Genomic DNA, 17,384 nt, shown 5'->3' on the forward strand with positions numbered 1-17,384 from the left:
TCAGTCGCCTCTGCCGGTGTCCTCGGCCGCCTGCTCCACCAGCGGGATGATCCGCAGCGGGACGGGGTTCTCCATGACGATCGCCGTGGAGGCCCGGACGATGCCATCAAAACCGACGACCAGGTCGATCACACGCTGGAGATCGGCGTTCGAGCGGGCCACAAGACGGCACAGCATGTCCCCGGTACCGGTGGTGGTGTGCAGCTCCAGCACCTCGGGCACCGTCGCCAAGTGCGCCCGGACGTCGGCCCCTTGGCCCTGCCGGATCTGCAGCGTCGCGAACGCGGTGACCGGGTAGCCCAGCGCCGCCGGGTCCACCTCGGGACCGAAGCCGCGGATGACTCCGTTCGACTGAAGCCGGTCGAGGCGGGCCTGCGCGGTGCCCCGCGCCACCCCGAGCCGGCGGGACATCTCCAGTACCCCGATCCGCGGCTCCCGGGCCAGCAGCCCGATGATCCGCCCGTCCAGCCGATCGATCCCCGCACCCGCCGCACCGGCCATACCCGCACCCTCCCGTCCGGTCATCCCGGCTGGTCGTCCCCGCTGGTCATCCCGCTGGGCCGGCTAGCCGTCCCCGCTGGTCATCCCGCTGGTCATCCTGTACAGATCGCCCGCATAGACCGGCGATTCACTAGTCAGATTGCCCACTGAATACGCGAACTATTGCGCACCTTGCAGGCAGGGGAGAACCTGCGGCTATGACGCAGACCACACACCACACTCCCGACACCGCCCGGCAGGCCGATCCCTTCCCGGTCAAGGGAATGGACGCGGTCGTCTTCGCCGTAGGCAACGCCAAGCAGGCGGCGCACTACTACTCCACCGCCTTCGGCATGAAGCTGGTCGCGTACTCCGGACCGGAGAACGGCAGCCGGGAGACCGCGAGCTACGTCCTGGAGAGCGGCTCCGCCCGCTTCGTGTTCACCTCGGTGATCAAGCCGTCCACCGAGTGGGGCACCTTCCTCTCCCAGCACGTGGCCGAGCACGGCGACGGCGTCGTCGACCTCGCCATCGAGGTGCCGGACGCGCGCGCCGCCCACGCGTACGCCGTCGAGCACGGCGCCCGCTCGCTCGCCGAGCCCCACGAGGTCAAGGACGAGCACGGCACCGTCGTCCTCGCCGCGATCGCCACCTACGGCGAGACCCGCCACACCCTCGTCGAGCGCACCGGCTACGACGGCCCCTACCTGCCCGGCTACGCCGCCGCCGACCCGATGGTCGAGCCGCCCGCCCGGCGCACCTTCCAGGCCGTCGACCACTGCGTCGGCAACGTCGAACTCGGCCGGATGAACGAGTGGGTCGGCTTCTACAACAAGGTCATGGGCTTCACGAACATGAAGGAGTTCGTGGGCGACGACATCGCCACCGAGTACAGCGCGTTGATGTCGAAGGTCGTGGCCGACGGCACCCTCAAGGTCAAGTTCCCGATCAACGAGCCCGCGATCGCCAAGAAGAAGTCCCAGATCGACGAGTACCTCGAGTTCTACGGCGGCGCCGGCGTCCAGCACATCGCGCTGAACACCAACGACATCGTGCAGACCGTCCGCTCCATGCGCGCGGCCGGCGTCCAGTTCCTGGACACCCCCGACTCGTACTACGACACGCTCGGCGAGTGGGCCGGCGAGACCCGGGTGCCGGTCGAGACCCTGCGCGAGCTGAAGATCCTCGTCGACCGGGACGAGGACGGCTACCTGCTGCAGATCTTCACCAAGCCGGTCCAGGACCGCCCGACCGTCTTCTTCGAGATGATCGAGCGGCACGGCTCGATGGGCTTCGGCAAGGGCAACTTCAAGGCCCTGTTCGAGGCGATCGAGCGCGAGCAGGAGAAGCGCGGCAACCTCTGACGCCGCGGCAACCTCTGACGGCCGCGGCAACCTCAGACGGCCGCCGCCACCGTGCCCGTCAGCTGGGCGGGCCCTCCTCCGAGGGCTCGCCCAGCTCCTTCAGCGCCCGCTCCGCCTCCGCCGCCCCCAGCGGCGAGAAGTGCGGGTTGATCACCAGCGCCTCCCGCAGATGCCGCCGCGCGGGCCCGTACCGCTCCAGCTCCTTCTCGATCATGCCCAGGTGGAACACGTACAGCGCGCTGCGCACCCCGCCGCCCTTCTCGCCGTCCGTCGCGAGCGTCGCGAACTCCAGCGCCTCGTCGTGCTCACCGCTTCGGTGCAGCGCCCAGCCCAGCGCGTCGGCGACCGCGGTCCCCGGCTGCCGCCCCCACTCCGCCCGCAGCCGCCGCACCGCGGCCGCCGGGTCCCCGTGGTCCGCCTCGAACCGCCCCAGCACCAGCGCCTCGTCGGCCCCGGCCGCCTCGGCGCCGCGCACCCGCGCGCGCAGCAGGTCGTACTGCACCAGCGCGGCCTGCTCCAGCCCCAGCGACTCGTACAGCTCGCCCAGCTCCAGGGCGTACTCGGGGCTCGGCCGCTTCGCCAGCGCCGCCTGGTACGCGGTCAGCGCGTCCGTCGTCCGGCCCAGCGCCGCCATCGCCCGGCCCTGCCCGGCCTGCGCGGCCCGCTGGTCGGGGTCGGTGCGCAGCGCCTCCTCGAAGAACCGCAGCGCCCCATGCAGGTCCCCGCGCTCGAACGCCAGCCGCCCGGCCTGCTCCAGATACGCGGCCCGCTCGGCCGGCGCCTGCGCCGCTGCCGCCGCGTCGGAGATCTGCGCCGCCGCGTCCTCCCGCCAGCCCCGGTCCCGGTACACGGCCGCGGCCCGCGCCTTCACGGCCGGCGTGCCCGCCCGCAGCTCCAGCATCCGGTCCAGGGCCCGGCCGACGCCCTTGTGGTCGCCGAGCCCGGTGTAGGCGTCGATCAGCACCGCGTGCGCCGTCCACCGCTTCGGCGCCGCCCCGGCCGCGCGCTCGCCCCACCTCTTCGCCGCGGGGAAGTCCCGGCGCGCGACCGCCAGCGCCGCCAGCCCCTCGAGGGCCTGCGGGTTGCGCTGCGCCCCCACCTTCAGCGAGGTGTTCAGCGCCTTCTCGGCCTTCGCCCAGTTCGCGAAGGACTCCGTCCGGCGGCCCTGCTCGACGTAGGCCGTCCCCAGCACCGCCCACGACACCCCGTCCAGCGGATGCGCCCGCAGGTGCGACTCCCGGTCCCCGATCAGCACCGCGAGGTCCGGGAGCGCGGCCGGCACCCCGGTGGTCACCGCCCCCCGGGCCATGGCCGCGGGCCCGGGCGCGGGCGGGGCGGCGTCGTCCCCCTCCCGGGGCAGCAGCACCAGGACCCCGCCGAGTACGACGGCTCCGGCGACTGAGGCGATCAGCACCCGGCGCGTGCGGCGGGAACGCCACCCGTGTTCGATCTCCATGGCGCCCACTGTGCGCCCATATGACGAGCACACCGTGCTTGCGCCGGGCGGCGTCCACGGGGTTCACACCGATGGCCCCGAGTGCGAACCTGTGATCATGAGCCGTATCGAAGCGCCTCAAGACGCAGCCGACGGAGCCCCTGCGGCCGGCAGCCCGCTCGTCGAGCGGCTGCTCGCCGGGCTGCCCGTCGAGGCCGTCCTCACCGATCCCGACGTCACGGCCTCCTACGCCAACGACATGGCGAGCTTCTGCCCGTCCGGCGTGCCCGCGGTGGTCGTCCTGCCGCGCACCGTCGAGGACGTCCAGCACGTCATGCGCACCGCCACCGAGCTGCGCGTCCCGGTCGTCCCGCAGGGCGCCCGCACCGGGCTGTCCGGCGCGGCCAACGCCACCGACGGCTGCGTCGTGCTCTCCCTGACCAGGATGGACCGCATCCTGGAGATCAACCCGGTCGACCGCGTCGCCGTCGTCGAGCCGGGCGTCGTCAACGCCACGCTCTCCCGCGCGGTGAACGAACACGGCCTGTACTACCCGCCGGACCCCTCCAGCTGGGAGATGTGCACCATCGGCGGCAACATCGGCACCGCCTCCGGCGGCCTGTGCTGCGTCAAGTACGGGGTGACCGCCGAGTACGTGCTCGGCCTGGACGTCGTCCTCGCCGACGGCCGCCTGATGTCCACCGGCCGCCGCACCGCCAAGGGCGTCGCCGGATACGACCTCACCCGCCTGTTCGTCGGCTCCGAGGGCTCCCTCGGCATCGTCGTACGGGCCGTGCTCGCCCTGCGTCCCAAGCCGCCCGAGCAGCTGGTGCTGGCCGCCGAGTTCTCCTCCGCGTCCGCCGCCTGCGACGCGGTCTGCCGGATCATGGAGGGCGGCCACGTGCCGTCCCTCCTCGAACTGATGGACCGGACGACCGTCAAGGCGGTCAACGACCTCGCCCACATGGGTCTGCCGGAGACCACGGAAGCCCTGCTGCTGGCCGCCTTCGACACCGACGACCCCGCCGCCGACCTCGGCGCCGTCGGCGCGCTGTGCGAGGCCGCCGGCGCCACCCAGGTGGTGCCCGCCGACGACGCCGCCGAGTCCGAACTCCTGCTCCAGGCGCGGCGCCTGTCCCTCACGGCGCTGGAGGCGGTCAAGGGCACCACGATGATCGACGACGTGTGCGTCCCGCGCTCCCGGCTCGGCGACATGCTGGCGGGCATCGAGCGCGTCGCCGCCAAGTACGACCTCACGATCGGCGTCTGCTGCCACGCCGGCGACGGCAACACCCACCCCACCGTCTGCTTCGACGCGCGGGACCCCGACGAGTCGCGGCGGGCCCGCGAGTCCTTCGACGAGATCATGGCCCTCGGCCTGGAGCTGGGCGGCACCATCACCGGCGAGCACGGCGTGGGCGTCCTGAAGAAGGAGTGGCTGGCCCGCGAGATCGGCCCGGTGGGACTGGAGATGCAGCGGGCCGTCAAGCACGTCTTCGACCCGCTGGGCATCCTCAACCCCGGCAAGCTCTTCTGACCCGCGGCGGGGCTCACCGGGCGAGCAGTTCGGCCAGTCCGTCGTCGATGCCGAGCTGCCCGCCCTCGGTGCCCGGCGGCACGGCGCGCAGCGTCCGCTCCAGCCAGGCGGACACCTGGGCGGTGGGCGCCTCCAGGAGGGCGTCCCCGTCGGGGCTGCTCAGCGCCATCAGTACGACGCTGCGGCCCTCCGCCTTCGACGGCCACACCCGCACGTCCCCGTGCCCGGACGGCCGGAAGACCCCCTCCACCAGGAGTTCGCGCGCGAACGTCCAGTGCACCGGGTGACCGGAGTCGATGTGGAAGGTGATGTGCACGGCGTAGGGGTCGTCGGTGTGGTAGCCGAGCAGGGCCGGCACGGCGATGCCGTGCTCGGGGGACAGGACGAGCCTCAGCTCCAGTTCGCGTTCCACGACGGTGGGGTGCATGGCGGGTTGTTCCTCTCTCGTACGGATCCGCACGGGCCGCCCGGAGCGGGCCCGCACGAGTGAGAGCGGCCGGAGCCGCGAGCGTTACGCGGGTTCGCGGAACTTTTTTCCCACCACCTCTGTCCCAGGTGTGAAGGTCCATGCACGAGGTTGCCCGGAAAGGGGCGGGTCCGGCGGGACCGGCGGTGCGGATTGCGCCCGTCTGATAGATGTTTGGTGCCCCTCTATCAACCCCCGAGCAGATACGGGACGACGGACATGAGCGCCCCAACCCCGGCCCCCGGCGACGACAGGCCCCGCGAAGGGTATTACCCGGACCCGTCCATTCCTGGATACGTCCGGTACTGGAACGGCGCCTCCTGGGTGTCGGGCACCAGCCGGCCCGCCCCCAAGGACGGCGAGTCGCTCGTGCCGCCGCCCGGCGCGCCGGCCTCGGCCTCCGTCGAGGAGACCGGCCCGCACTTCTTCGACGAGGACCCGGTCGCGGAACAGCCGCCCGCGGCGTCCCAGCACGGCAGCCGTCCGGAACCCGCGACGGCCTGGGGCGCCGACCGCGCCCACCGCTCCGGCCATCCGGACGCCCCGGGCCGGTCCGTCGCGTGGCCGGGCCCGGCGCAGGGGACCGACCCGAGGATTCCGCATGCCCGGCAGGAGGGCCCGGCCGGTGAGGCCGCCCCCGCCGACGCGCGTTCCGGCGCGGGTGCCGGTGCCGCGCGGGCGGACGTCCCGGCGGAGCCCGCGTCCGGCGAGGCGGAGGGCCGGGGCGGCAACACCTTCGTCTTCCGCCGCCCGGCGGCGGGCCCGCAGGACGCCCCGGCCGCGGGCGGCGCTCCGGCCCCCGCCCCCGCCCCCGCTCCCGGGCCCGCGTCTCCCGCCGACGACGACGAGGGCACCATGACCTTCCGCGCGGTCAAGCCCCGCGCGGGCGCGCAACCCGGCGGTGCGACCGCAGCGGAGGGACCCGGTTTCGGCGCCGGGAAGGCGGCCGCCGCCCGGGCTGCCTCCCCGCAGGCTCCGTCCCCGCAGGCGCCCGCGAGCCCGGCCGGTCCGGCCGTACCCCCGCAGGCGCCCGTCCCTCACCAGGGGTCCGCGCCGCAGCCCGCCACGCCGGTCGCGGCCGGTCCCGGCGGCGGTCAGTCCTCGTGGGCGCAGCAGGTGCACCGGCTGGCCGGGGCGGGCGGCGAGGAGCAGCCCGTCGCGCCGTGGAAGCCGCCGGTCGAGGACGTGTTCCAGGCCGCGGCCCGGCGCCAGGCGGCGGCCCGGCCCGCCGGTCTCGGCAAGCGGCTGGCCGCCCGGCTGGTCGACACCGTCGTCCTCGCGGGCGTCACCGCCGTGGCCGCCGTACCGCTCGGCACCAAGGCGATCGACCACGTCAACGACAAGATCGACCAGGCGAAGCTCTCCGGTGAGACGGTCACGGTCTGGCTGCTCGACGGCACGACGTCGCTGTACCTGGGGATCGTGCTGGCCGTGCTGCTCGTCTTCGGCGTCGTCTACGAGGCGCTGCCCACCGCCAAGTGGGGCCGCACCCTGGGCAAGCGGCTGCTCGGCCTGGAGGTACGGGACATCGAGGCCCACGAGGCGCCGTCCTTCGGCGCCGCGCTGCGTCGCTGGCTGGTCTACAGCGTGCCCGGCCTTCTGGTCGTCGGTGTGGTGGGCGTCGCCTGGTGCCTGTTCGACCGGCCGTGGCACCAGTGCTGGCACGACAAGGCCGCCGGCACGTTTGTCGCGGGCTGACTGGGCGGGGCGGGGTCGGGGGCAGGGGGTTTGCGTCTCGTGCCGGGTGCGGGTGCGTCGTGGCTGGTCGCGCAGTTCCCCGCGCCCCTCGAGGGACGTGCACTGGACGCGCCCCGAAGGGGCGCGGGGAACTGCGCGAGCGACCACAGCGCACCCGCACCCGGCGACGGACCCTTGGCCGCTTCCCCTGACGGCGTACTCCGGACGGCCGCTCGCCGGATGCGGGGAAAGAGAGTCCGAGTTCGACTCGGGACATGAGCAGCGAACCGCCCCCCGGATCCGGCGGGCAGCCGCCGGAAGACGACCCGTTCAGGAAACCGCCTCCGTCCCCCGGACCGGGCCCGGAGCCCGGATCCGGCGAGGGCGGCCCGTACGGCACCCCGCCCCCGGGTGGTGCCCCGCCCCCCGGCGGAGGAGGCCCGTACGGTGCTCCGCCTCCCGGCGGCGGTGGCCCGTACGGTGCTCCGCCTCCCGGCGGCGGTGGCCCCTACGGTGCTCCGCCTCCCGGCGGCGGTGGCCCCTACGGTGCTCCGCCTCCCGGCGGTGGTGGCCCCTACGGTGCTCCGCCTCCCGGCGGTGGTGGCCCCTACGGTGCTCCACCCCCCGGCGGTGGTGGCCCGTACGGCGGTGACCCCTACGGCGGTGCCGGTGCCCCCGGCGACCCCCTCGCCGGGATGCCTCCGCTCGCCGACAGCGGTCGCCGCACCCTCGCGCGGATCATCGACATGATCCTCGTGGGCATCGTGGTCTGGCTGCTCAGCTGGGCCTTCAACGTCCAGGAGTACACGGTGGACGGCGAGGACATCGAGGTCGGCAACTCGCTCTGGCAGTCCGTGATCGCCGCCGTGCTCTACATCGCCTACGACACCTACCTGATCAGCAGGACGGGCCAGACCCTGGGCAAGAAGTGGCTCGGGATGCGGGTGGCCAACCTGGACAACGGAGCGACGCCCTCGGTGCAGACGTCGCTGATCCGTGCCCTGGTGCTGTGGATCCCGTTCGCGTTCTGCTGTGCCTGCGTCTGGACGATCATCGCGGGCGGCTGGAGCTTCTTCGACCGGCCCTACAAACAGGGCCTGCACGACAAGGCCGCCAAGACGGTCGTGGTCAGCACCCGCTGACGGCCCCGCCGACGGCCCGGCCGCCGGCTCCTACGCGGCGCGTCCCCGCGACTCGCCCGCCCCCGCGGAGATCCGGGCCGCCGGCACCGGCGTCCGGTCCGCGGCGGGCCCGCGGGCGGCAACGGGGGACACGGTGCGTGTCCTGGGCTGGGGGACCGTCATGGCGACCAGCAGCCCGAGGGCGAGCGCGGCGACGGCGATGACGGCGACTGAGGGACCCGAACTCGTCTGTGACAGCAGCAGCATGGCGAGTGTCGAGAAGATCACGGTGCACGAACCGTAGGCGAACTGTGCGGCAGTCGGACGGGGCATGGCCATCGTGTCCTCGGAAGACAATCTTGGGGGTGAGACGGGCTGTCGGCCTGGCTGTCCGCCGGCTTCCGGGCGTTCGGCCAAGCGACTCTAACCCGCTGTGTGCCCGAGTGGAACCAGCAGTAAGCATGACCTAACCGACATGGCCGATGCACGGGGGGCGCACGGATTCATGGCGTCCGGGAAGTGGACGGTGCCGCGCGCCCGCCCAAGGGGCCGGCGGCCCTGGTCGGGTGTCCGCAAAGCGAACGGGGTCTCCGCATAGTGCACTTGTTCTGCTCAAGTCAAGGTCTGTCTTTTCTGGTGAACCTCTAGTCAAATGTCGTCACTTGACTACACGCGTTGAGCACGTGTGCGCGGACTTTGCTCTGTCCTTGTCCCCCCATCCGCGCGCGTGGACGCGGGGGAGGAACTCAAGTGACCAGCAGATCCTGGACGTTCAGAACGGCGGCGACCACCGTCGCACTCGCCGCAGCGACCGCCACGCTGTCCGCGGCCGGTGTGGCCCAGGCGGACTCGCCGGCCCGGCCCTCGGCCGTGGACCGCCAAGACCCGCACCCGGAGAAGGGCACGGACTCCCACGACCTCAAGGGCCCGCTGAGCGACACGCAGGCCGCTCAGCGTGAGGAGGCCCTGAACCAGGTCATATCCGGCAAGGCCTCGGTGAAGAAGAAGGACGGCTCCAACGTCGTCCAGCTCAAGAGCAAGAAGGGCGACAGCAAGTACGTCGAGCTGGGCCGGGAGAAGACCGACAAGATCTTCACCATCCTGGTCGAGTTCGGCGACAAGGTCGACAGCCGCTACGGCGGCGAGGCCGGCCCGCTGCACAACAAGATAGCCAAGCCGAACCGCAAGACGGACAACTCCACGGCCTGGAAGGAGGACTACGACCAGCAGCACTTCCAGGACCTGTACTTCGGTTCCGGCAAGGGCGTCGACTCGGTCAAGACGTACTACGAGAAGCAGTCCTCCGGCCGCTACTCGGTCGAGGGCGAGGTCTCCGACTGGGTCAAGGTCCCCTACAACGAGGCGCGCTACGGCAACAACGCCTGCGGCGACACCAACTGCCCGAGCGTGTGGAACGTCGTCAGCGACGGCCTGAACGCCTGGGTCGAGCAGCAGAAGGCGGCCGGCCGCACCGACGCCCAGATCAAGGCGGACGCCGCCCGCTTCGACGAGTGGGACCGCTACGACTTCGACGGCGACGGCGACTTCAACGAGCCCGACGGCTACATCGACCACTTCCAGGTCGTGCACGCGGGCGAGGACGAGTCCGCGGGCGGCGGCGCCCAGGGCACCGACGCCATCTGGGCGCACCGCTGGTACGCCTTCGGCACCGACGCCGGCGCCACCGGCCCCGAGCAGAACAAGCTCGGCGGCTCGCAGATCGGCTCCACCGGCGTCTGGGTCGGCGACTACACGATCCAGCCCGAGAACGGCGGACTCGGCGTCTACGCCCACGAGTACGGCCACGACCTCGGTCTGCCGGACCACTACGACACGGCCGGCGGCGACAACTCCACCGGCTTCTGGACGCTGATGTCGTCCGGCTCGTGGCTGGGCACCGGCCGCAACGAGATCGGCGACCTGCCCGGCGACATGAACGCCTGGGACAAGCTCCAGCTGGGCTGGCTGAACTACGACACCGCCAAGGCGGGCGTCAGTTCCTGGCACAAGCTGGGCCTGGCCGAGTACAACACCAAGCACAAGCAGGGCCTGGTCGTCGAGCTGCCGAAGAAGGCGGTCACCACCGAGATCGTCACCCCCGCCGAGGGCAAGACCCAGTGGTGGAGCGGCAGCGGTGACAACCTCAAGAACACGCTGACCCGCAGCGTCGACCTCACCGGCAAGTCGTCCGCCGCCCTCACCCTGGACGGCTGGTACGACATCGAGGCCAACTACGACTACCTCTACACCGAGGTGTCCACCGACGGCGGCGCCAACTGGACCGCCATCGACGGCACGTTCGACGGCCAGCCGATCCCGCGTGACGCCGCCGACAAGCCGGCCCTGCACGGCACGGCCGACGCCTACGGCAAGCTGGCCTACCCGCTGGACGCCTACGCCGGCAAGAAGATCGACCTCCGCTTCCGCTACCAGACCGACGGCGGCGTGGCCCAGAAGGGCTTCACGGCCGACGCGATCACGGTGACGGCCGACGGCAAGGCGCTCTTCACCGACAACGCCGAGTCCGCGGACGCCGCTTGGACCGCCAACGGCTTCTCCCGCGTGGGCGCGTCCTTCACCAAGGACTACGCGCAGTACTACATCGCCGAGAACCGTCAGTACGTGTCGTACGACAAGACGCTGAAGACCGGCCCGTACAACTTCGGCTTCTCGGAGCGCCCGGACTGGGTGGAGCACTACCCGTACCAGAACGGCCTGCTGATCTGGAAGTGGGACACCTCCCAGGCGGACAACAACACCAGCCAGCACCCCGGCTCCGGCCTGGTCCTGCCGATCGACTCGCACCCGACCGCGCTGAAGTGGAAGGACGGCACCCTGATGCGCAACCGCATCCAGGCGTACGACTCGCCGTTCAGCCTCTACAAGACGGACGGCATGACGCTGCACCAGGCGGACGTCGCGAAGTACGTCCCGGGCTCGAAGGGCGTCTCGGTCTTCAACGACCGCACGAACACCTACTACGACCCGGCGAACCCCACCGGCGGTGTCAAGGTCACTGACACCAACACGAAGATCAAGATCCTGAAGGAGGCCAAGGACGGCTCGACGATCGAGCTGGAAGTGGGCTCCGCAGGCAGGTAAACAGCATTAGTGCAGGTCAGACGGTGTTCGGCGGTGACCCCCTGGCGGGTCACCGCCGATCCGTGTTTAGGTGCGTCCTGTGGTTCTCTTATTGACACCGGGTCCGACGCCCGGACCGACGCCGGCTGACACGGGGGTATGACCGCATGGCCGCAGGAGGCTTCTGCAAGCTGCCGAACGGCACGGTGGTGGTGGCACTGAACCTGCCCAGCCCCGCCTGCCCGGAGGGCAGCGTGCGCTTTCTCGTCCACGCCCGCAACCGGGCGCGCGCCCTGACCAGGCTGCGCAACCTGGGGCTGCGCGCGGTCTACCTGCGGGGCAACGCGGCCCCGCCGACCCCGGACGAGATCACCGCGGTCCTGCACCACCCGGACGGCCTGATATGGCGCACGGCGCCGGTCGCCGGGGTGGCGGGCGGCCCGGACCTGGTCCAGGAGCTGTGGCACCCGATCCGCGCCCTGCTCAGACGGCCGACCGCCCAGACGTAGCGGGCTACTGGACGACCGGTTTCCCGGACAGCTCCACGCCCGCCTCCAGCAGCTCCTCCAGCGCCCGCTCGGTGGTCGCCTGGGCCACCCCGGCGGTCAGGTCGAGCAGCACCTGGGTGCGGAAGCCCTCGCGGGCCGCGTCCAGGGCGGTGGCCCGCACACAGTGGTCGGTGGCGATGCCCACCACGTCGACCTCGTCGATCTCCCGGCTCCGCAGCCACTCGGCGAGCGGCGTGCCGTTCTCGTCGGCGCCCTCGAAGCCGCTGTAGGCCGCCGAGTACGCCCCCTTGTCGAAGACGGCGTCTATGGCGCCGGAGGCGACGGCCGGCGCGAAGTTCGGATGGAAGCCGACGCCCTCGGTGCCGGCGACGCAGTGCGCCGGCCAGGAGTGGACGTAGTCGGGGTTGTCGGCGAAGTGGCCGCCCGGTGCGATGTGGTGGTCGCGGGTGGCGACGACGTGGCGGTAGCCGGCGGGCGCCTGCCCGATCAGCTCGGTGATGGCGGCGGCCACGTCGGCACCGCCGGACACCGCGAGGCTGCCCCCCTCGCAGAAGTCGTTCTGCACGTCTACGACGATCAAGGCGCGGCGCATGGTCGGTGTCCTTCGACTGGGTCGATTGGTCGATTGTGGGGTCGGTGGGAACGGGCGGTGCGGGCCCTGGCGGTCCGTACCAGCTTTAGTTACCCGAGCCCTCGTGCGCGTACTCCGTCGGAATGACTGGTTCCCCTCGGGAGAGCTGCGTGGCGGAGAGCGGCAGCCCGGCGCGCGCGGCCGCGTGCCGGTCCCGGGCGGCGTCCAGCGGCTCGCGGGCGACCACCTCGCCGCCCTTGACCAGCTCGACCAGGAGCTGCCGGTCGGCGAGGTCCGCGGGCACCGGCCCGGTGCCGATCACCTCGGCCTCCGCGTGGCCGTCGGCGTCCAGTCGCCGGGCGGCCCACTTGCGTCCGCCGATCGACGTCTTGCCGCCGCTGGACTTCTTGGCCACCGGCACCAGCGGCGTGCCGTCGCCGCCGGACTCGCGGGCGACCAGCTTGTAGACCATCGACGCCGTCGGGTGCCCGGACCCGGTCACCAGCTGGGTGCCGACGCCGTACGCGTCCACGGGCGCCGCCGCCAGCGAGGCGATGGCGTACTCGTCCAGGTCCGAGGTCACGACGATCTTCGTCCGGGTGGCGCCCAGCTCGTCCAGTTGCTGGCGCACCCGGTGTGCGACCAGCAGCAGGTCGCCGGAGTCGATGCGCACGGCGCCCAGCTCGGGCCCGGCGACTTCCACCGCCGTACGGACGGCCTCGGCGACGTCGTAGGTGTCCACCAGGAGCGTGGTGTCCCGGCCGAGGGCGTCGACCTGGGCCCGGAAGGCGTCGCGCTCCTTGTCGTGCAGCAGGGTGAAGGCGTGTGCCGAGGTGCCGACGGTGGGGATGTTGTAGCGGAAGCCGGCGGCCAGGTCGGAGGTGGTGGCGAAGCCGCCGACGTAGGCGGAGCGGGCGGCGGCGACCGCGGCCAGCTCGTGGGTGCGGCGGGCGCCCATCTCGATCAGCGGGCGGTCCCCGGCGGCCGAGGACATCCGGGAGGCGGCGGCGGCGATCGCCGAGTCGTGGTTCAGGATGGAGAGGATCACCGTCTCCAGCAGCACGCACTCGCCGAAGGTCCCCTCGACCCGCATGATCGGCGAGCCGGGGAAGTACACCTCGCCCTCGGGGTAGCCCCAGATGTCGCCACTGAAGCGGTACCGGGCGAGCCAGTCCAGGGTCTGCTCGTCGACGATGTCCTTCTCGCGCAGGAAGCGCAGCACGTCCGCGTCGAAGCGGAAGTTCTCCACCGCGTCCAGCACCCGCCCGGTGCCCGCCACGACGCCGTAGCGGCGCCCGTCGGGCAGCCGGCGGGTGAAGACCTCGAACACGCTGCGCCGCCCGGCGGTGCCCGCCTTCAGGGCGGCGCGCAGCATGGTCAGCTCGTACTGGTCGGTGAAGAGCGCCGTGGAGGGAACGTCGACCGGCAGCCCAAGGTCCGCTGTGTTCATACGACGGATCGTACCCCCATTTCGTCACTCTGACGATTTCACGGTCCGGCCTGTTCGCGTGGCGCCCGCCACAGGCCCGTTTGTGCGGGTGCCCCCCTGTGGTGGCAGCATGGGCCCTGTGACGGCAGCCGCACCCATGGAGATCGAGAAGACCGAGTCGGCGGAGGAGGTCTTCGCCGTACCCGAGCCCGACGTGCCCTGGGTGACGATCGTGCACAACGACCCCGTCAACCTCATGAGCTACGTGACGTACGTCTTCCAGTCGTACTTCGGCTACTCCAAGGACAAGGCCACCAAGCTGATGATGGACGTTCACCACAAGGGCCGGGCGGTCGTCTCCGCCGGCTCGCGCGAGGAGATGGAGCGGGACGTCCAGGCCATGCACGGCTACGGCCTGTGGGCCACTCTCCAGCAGGACCGGAAATGACCCTCGCCCGCCCGCAGGACGGAAGTAGCTGAATCGCCGCCATGTCAGGACAGTTCGAACCGCTCCCCGGCGGCGGCGCGGCCGTCGCCCTCGACGACGTCGAGATCTCCATCATCCGCTCGCTGGCCGTGCAGCTCCTGGAGCTGATCGGCCCCGGCCCCGCCGAGGACGCCTCCGACGACCCGCTCGCCGAGCTGTTCGCCGAGGGCCCCAGCGAGCCGCCCTCCGACCCGGTGCTGCGCCGCCTGTTCCCGGACGCCTACGGCGACCCGGAGGGCAACCCGCAGGCCCGGGAGGCCGAGGAGCAGCGGGCGTCGTCCGCCGAGTTCCGCCGGTACACCGAGAACGACCTGCGGGCCGGCAAGCGGGAGACCGCGCTCGCCGTGATCCGCGCGCTGGACGCCGTGGCCTCCCGGTCGGCCGGCAAGGACGCGGCGGTGCTGAAGCTGTCGGTGGAGGAGTCCCGGCAGTGGCTGGGCGCCCTGAACGACCTGCGCCTCGCGATCGGCTCCCGGCTGGAGATCGCCGACGAGGACGACACCGACCTGCTCTACCGGCTCCCGGACGAGGATCCGCGCAAGCCGATGGTGATGGCGTATCTGTGGCTCGGCGGGCTCCAGGAGTCGCTCGTCGCGACCCTCATGCCCTGACCGCGGACCTTGTGTCCGGAAGGTGGCGGTTCGGCCACCCTTCGTGTCCGCTCAGTGGAGCCTCAAATCCGGATAACGATCGCCCCAAAAGCGCGCCCTTTTTTGCACCCCCAGGGCGCCCTGTGTCCCCTTTTGTCTGTGTGACGCGTCACAAGCGGTCCCTGTGATCGGCGCCGCGGTCGTGGTAAATCTTCACGACCGCCCGGCGAACACCACCCGAATGTTCGGCCGGGTGCGCCACCGAGCCGGCGACCGCCGGCCAGGCACCGAGCGGGATGTGAGGCCCGCTCAGCTCCATCATCCGGGGGGATCGCGACCCGATCCGAGACCGACCGAAGGTCCGGATCGGCATGGAGAAAGGCGCATCACACATGACCTCTGCGCAGGTCGACACGGAGAAGGCACCGGAAGAGGGCTACGAACGCGGACTCAACAGCCGCCAGGTCCAGATGATCGCGATCGGCGGCGCCATCGGCGTCGGTCTCTTCCTGGGCGCCGGGGCGAACATCGCCAAGGCCGGCCCCAGCATCATCCTCATGTACGCCCTCGCGGGCGTGATCATCTTCTTCATCATGCGGGCGCTCGGCGAGCTCCTGCTCTACCGTCCCGTCTCCGGCTCCTTCGCCGAGTACTCGCGCGAGTTCCTCGGCCCCTTCTTCGGATACTTCACCGGCTGGACGTACTGGCTGATGTGGGTGGTCACCGGCATGGCGGAACTCACCGCCGCCGCCATCTACATCCATTACTGGTTCCCCGAGATCCCGCAGTGGGTCTCCGCCCTGGTCTTCCTGGTCGTGCTCTTCGGAGCCAACCTCATCTCGGTGAAGCTCTTCGGCGAGATCGAGTTCTGGTTCTCGATGGTCAAGGTCACCGCCATCATCGGCATGATCGTGATCGGCCTCGGCGTGCTCACCCTCGGCTTCAGCCAGGCCGGCGACACCGCCGCCGTCTCCAACCTGTGGCAGTTCGACGGCTTCTTCCCGAACGGCATCGGCTCGTCCCTGATGACCCTCCAGGGCGTCATGTTCGCCTACCTCGCCGTCGAACTGGTCGGCGTCACCGCCGGTGAGTCGGAGAACCCGGAGAAGACCCTCCCCAAGGCGATCAACACCCTGCCCTGGCGCATCGCGCTCTTCTACGTCGGCGCCCTCACCGTCATCCTGGCGGTGGTCAAGTGGACGGAGTTCGCCGAGGGCGTCAGCCCCTTCGTGAAGGCGTTCGCCGTCATCGGCATCCCGGCCGGCGCGGGCATCGTCAACTTCGTCGTGCTGACCGCCGCCCTGTCCTCCTGCAACTCCGGCATGTACTCCACGGGCCGCATGCTGCGCACCCTGGCGGACAACGGCGAGGCCCCCAAGGTCTTCAGCCGGCTGTCGTCGACCAAGACCCCGGCGTTCGGCATCGCGGTCTCCGTCGTCTTCATGGGCATCGGCGTGGTGCTGAACTACGTCGTCCCGGAGAAGGCCTTCGGCTACGTCACCTCGGTCGCCACCGCGGCCGGCATCTGGACCTGGCTGATGATCCTGTTCAGCCATGTCCGGTACCGCCGCAAGGTCGTCGCGGGCAGCCTGCCCGCCTCCTCCTTCCCGGCACCGGGCGGCTCCGTCTGCTCCTACATCGCCATCGCCTTCCTCCTCTTCGTCACCTGCCTCATCGCCTACGACGCCGACGCCCGCGTCTGCCTGTACGTGATGGCCGGCTGGGCCGCCGCCCTCGGCATCGGCTGGGCCGTGCTCAAGAGCCGCAACCCGCAGATCACCGAGCGGCACGGCGAACCGGAGCTGGAGAAGCTCGGCTGACCTGCGCGTTCGCGCGCCTCGCGGACGTCCGGCCGCACGGGGTGCTCGTGGCACCCGGCACGGCCACCGCTCAGGACGTCCGGCATACGGGCCGACCCGTACCACCCCTCGGTACGGGTCGGCCCTTCTGCTTATCCTGGCCGCATGCTGACCATCACCCAGGCCCTGTACGACCAGATCGTCGCCCACGCGCGCGAGGACCACCCCGACGAGGCGTGCGGCGTGGTGGCCGGTCCCGAGGGCGAGGGCCGCCCCGAGCGGTTCATCCCCATGCTGAACGCGGCCCGCTCGCCCACCTTCTACGAGTTCGACTCGCAGGACCTGCTCAAGCTCTACCGCGAGATGGACGACCGCGACGAGGAGCCGGCGGTCATCTACCACTCGCACACCGCCACCGAGGCCTACCCCTCCCGCACCGACATCAGCTACGCCAACGAGCCCGGCGCGCACTACGTGCTGGTCTCCACGGCGGACGCCGACGGCGCCGGCGACTTCCAGTTCCGTTCCTTCCGGATCGTGGCGGGAGAGGTCACGGAGGAGGAGGTCAAGGTCGTGGAGGCCTACTGATATCGCATCGTGGACGAAAATCGTCCACCATGCGATATCACACTCCGGGGGCCGGACCGGGAATCGATACGATGAGCCCATGGTTCTTCTCGACGTGAGCGACAAGGCGCCGGGCATGCTGCTCGTGGCGCGGCTGCACGTCGACCTGTGCAGGCTGAACAGCGCCATCTGTTGATCTTCCGCCGCCGCCGTACGGCCCTTCGGCGCCGTGCGCCGCGGCGTGCCGACGTGTGCCGCCGCGTGCCCTCCG

17 protein-coding genes are annotated in these 17,384 nt (G+C 71.3%); 11 read left to right on the plus strand and 6 right to left on the minus strand.

Annotation, left to right across the window (positions count from 1 at the left end; translation table 11 throughout):
* Positions 1 to 525, minus strand: a complete 525-nt coding sequence (locus tag ACGF3J_RS00440) for an Lrp/AsnC family transcriptional regulator (protein WP_237552708.1) — start codon at positions 523 to 525, stop codon at positions 1 to 3.
* 173 nt (positions 526 to 698) lie between these two features.
* Between ACGF3J_RS00440 and hppD the strand changes: the two genes are divergently transcribed.
* Entirely contained in the window at positions 699 to 1,844 is a 1,146-nt protein-coding gene (hppD, locus tag ACGF3J_RS00445; RefSeq protein ID WP_161330850.1) for a 4-hydroxyphenylpyruvate dioxygenase, read from the plus strand.
* A 58-nt stretch (positions 1,845 to 1,902) separates the two neighbouring features.
* Here the strand turns inward: hppD and ACGF3J_RS00450 are convergent, their stop codons facing one another.
* Positions 1,903 to 3,300: a tetratricopeptide repeat protein gene (locus tag ACGF3J_RS00450; protein ID WP_393853292.1), complete on the minus strand. Its 1,398-nt coding sequence runs from the start codon at positions 3,298 to 3,300 to the stop codon at positions 1,903 to 1,905.
* Positions 3,301 to 3,391: 91 nt separating this feature from the next.
* On the opposite strand from ACGF3J_RS00450, the gene ACGF3J_RS00455 reads away from it, so the two are divergent.
* Positions 3,392 to 4,816, plus strand: coding sequence for an FAD-linked oxidase C-terminal domain-containing protein (locus tag ACGF3J_RS00455; protein ID WP_161330880.1), 1,425 nt, complete (start codon positions 3,392 to 3,394; stop codon positions 4,814 to 4,816).
* Positions 4,817 to 4,829: 13 nt separating this feature from the next.
* Here ACGF3J_RS00455 and ACGF3J_RS00460 read toward each other — a convergent pair whose 3' ends face one another.
* Entirely contained in the window at positions 4,830 to 5,243 is a 414-nt protein-coding gene (locus ACGF3J_RS00460; protein WP_161330881.1) for an SsgA family sporulation/cell division regulator, read from the minus strand.
* 258 nt (positions 5,244 to 5,501) lie between these two features.
* Between ACGF3J_RS00460 and ACGF3J_RS00465 the strand changes: the two genes are divergently transcribed.
* The gene (locus ACGF3J_RS00465) at positions 5,502 to 6,980 is read left to right on the plus strand and encodes an RDD family protein (RefSeq protein ID WP_393853293.1); all 1,479 of its coding nucleotides are present in this window, start codon (positions 5,502 to 5,504) and stop codon (positions 6,978 to 6,980) included.
* A 254-nt stretch (positions 6,981 to 7,234) separates the two neighbouring features.
* Positions 7,235 to 8,101: an RDD family protein gene (locus ACGF3J_RS00470; protein WP_393853294.1), complete on the plus strand. Its 867-nt coding sequence runs from the start codon at positions 7,235 to 7,237 to the stop codon at positions 8,099 to 8,101.
* Between the two features lie 30 nt (positions 8,102 to 8,131).
* Here ACGF3J_RS00470 and ACGF3J_RS00475 read toward each other — a convergent pair whose 3' ends face one another.
* A complete protein-coding gene (locus ACGF3J_RS00475) occupies positions 8,132 to 8,413 on the minus strand; it encodes a hypothetical protein (protein WP_202558615.1) in 282 nt (93 codons plus the stop codon).
* Between the two features lie 417 nt (positions 8,414 to 8,830).
* On the opposite strand from ACGF3J_RS00475, the gene ACGF3J_RS00480 reads away from it, so the two are divergent.
* Together ACGF3J_RS00480 and ACGF3J_RS00485 are read left to right on the plus strand one after the other, a co-directional pair.
* Positions 8,831 to 11,182, plus strand: coding sequence for an immune inhibitor A domain-containing protein (locus tag ACGF3J_RS00480; protein ID WP_161330772.1), 2,352 nt, complete (start codon positions 8,831 to 8,833; stop codon positions 11,180 to 11,182).
* A 146-nt stretch (positions 11,183 to 11,328) separates the two neighbouring features.
* Positions 11,329 to 11,670, plus strand: coding sequence for a hypothetical protein (locus ACGF3J_RS00485; RefSeq protein ID WP_161330771.1), 342 nt, complete (start codon positions 11,329 to 11,331; stop codon positions 11,668 to 11,670).
* A 4-nt stretch (positions 11,671 to 11,674) separates the two neighbouring features.
* Here the strand turns inward: ACGF3J_RS00485 and ACGF3J_RS00490 are convergent, their stop codons facing one another.
* Both ACGF3J_RS00490 and ACGF3J_RS00495 read right to left on the minus strand, forming a co-directional pair.
* Positions 11,675 to 12,262: a nicotinamidase gene (locus ACGF3J_RS00490; protein ID WP_161330770.1), complete on the minus strand. Its 588-nt coding sequence runs from the start codon at positions 12,260 to 12,262 to the stop codon at positions 11,675 to 11,677.
* Positions 12,263 to 12,347: 85 nt separating this feature from the next.
* Positions 12,348 to 13,691, minus strand: coding sequence for a nicotinate phosphoribosyltransferase (locus ACGF3J_RS00495; protein WP_161330769.1), 1,344 nt, complete (start codon positions 13,689 to 13,691; stop codon positions 12,348 to 12,350).
* Between the two features lie 109 nt (positions 13,692 to 13,800).
* On the opposite strand from ACGF3J_RS00495, the gene clpS reads away from it, so the two are divergent.
* From clpS to ACGF3J_RS00520, 5 genes are all read left to right on the plus strand, one after another.
* Positions 13,801 to 14,118, plus strand: a complete 318-nt coding sequence (gene clpS, locus ACGF3J_RS00500; RefSeq protein ID WP_122619849.1) for an ATP-dependent Clp protease adapter ClpS — start codon at positions 13,801 to 13,803, stop codon at positions 14,116 to 14,118.
* Positions 14,119 to 14,159: 41 nt separating this feature from the next.
* Positions 14,160 to 14,768, plus strand: coding sequence for a DUF2017 domain-containing protein (locus tag ACGF3J_RS00505; protein ID WP_161330768.1), 609 nt, complete (start codon positions 14,160 to 14,162; stop codon positions 14,766 to 14,768).
* Positions 14,769 to 15,139: 371 nt separating this feature from the next.
* Positions 15,140 to 16,567, plus strand: a complete 1,428-nt coding sequence (locus tag ACGF3J_RS00510; RefSeq protein WP_125493663.1) for an amino acid permease — start codon at positions 15,140 to 15,142, stop codon at positions 16,565 to 16,567.
* Positions 16,568 to 16,711: 144 nt separating this feature from the next.
* Positions 16,712 to 17,134 carry a Mov34/MPN/PAD-1 family protein gene (locus tag ACGF3J_RS00515; RefSeq protein WP_122619851.1) on the plus strand — a complete coding sequence of 141 codons (423 nt, stop codon included), beginning with the start codon at positions 16,712 to 16,714 and terminating at the stop codon, positions 17,132 to 17,134.
* 79 nt (positions 17,135 to 17,213) lie between these two features.
* Positions 17,214 to 17,309 carry a putative leader peptide gene (locus tag ACGF3J_RS00520; RefSeq protein ID WP_317774922.1) on the plus strand — a complete coding sequence of 32 codons (96 nt, stop codon included), beginning with the start codon at positions 17,214 to 17,216 and terminating at the stop codon, positions 17,307 to 17,309.
* The last annotated feature ends 75 nt before the right edge of the window (positions 17,310 to 17,384 follow it).

The organism is Streptomyces sp. NPDC048171, from assembly GCF_043202655.1.
Taxonomy (GTDB): domain Bacteria; phylum Actinomycetota; class Actinomycetes; order Streptomycetales; family Streptomycetaceae; genus Streptomyces.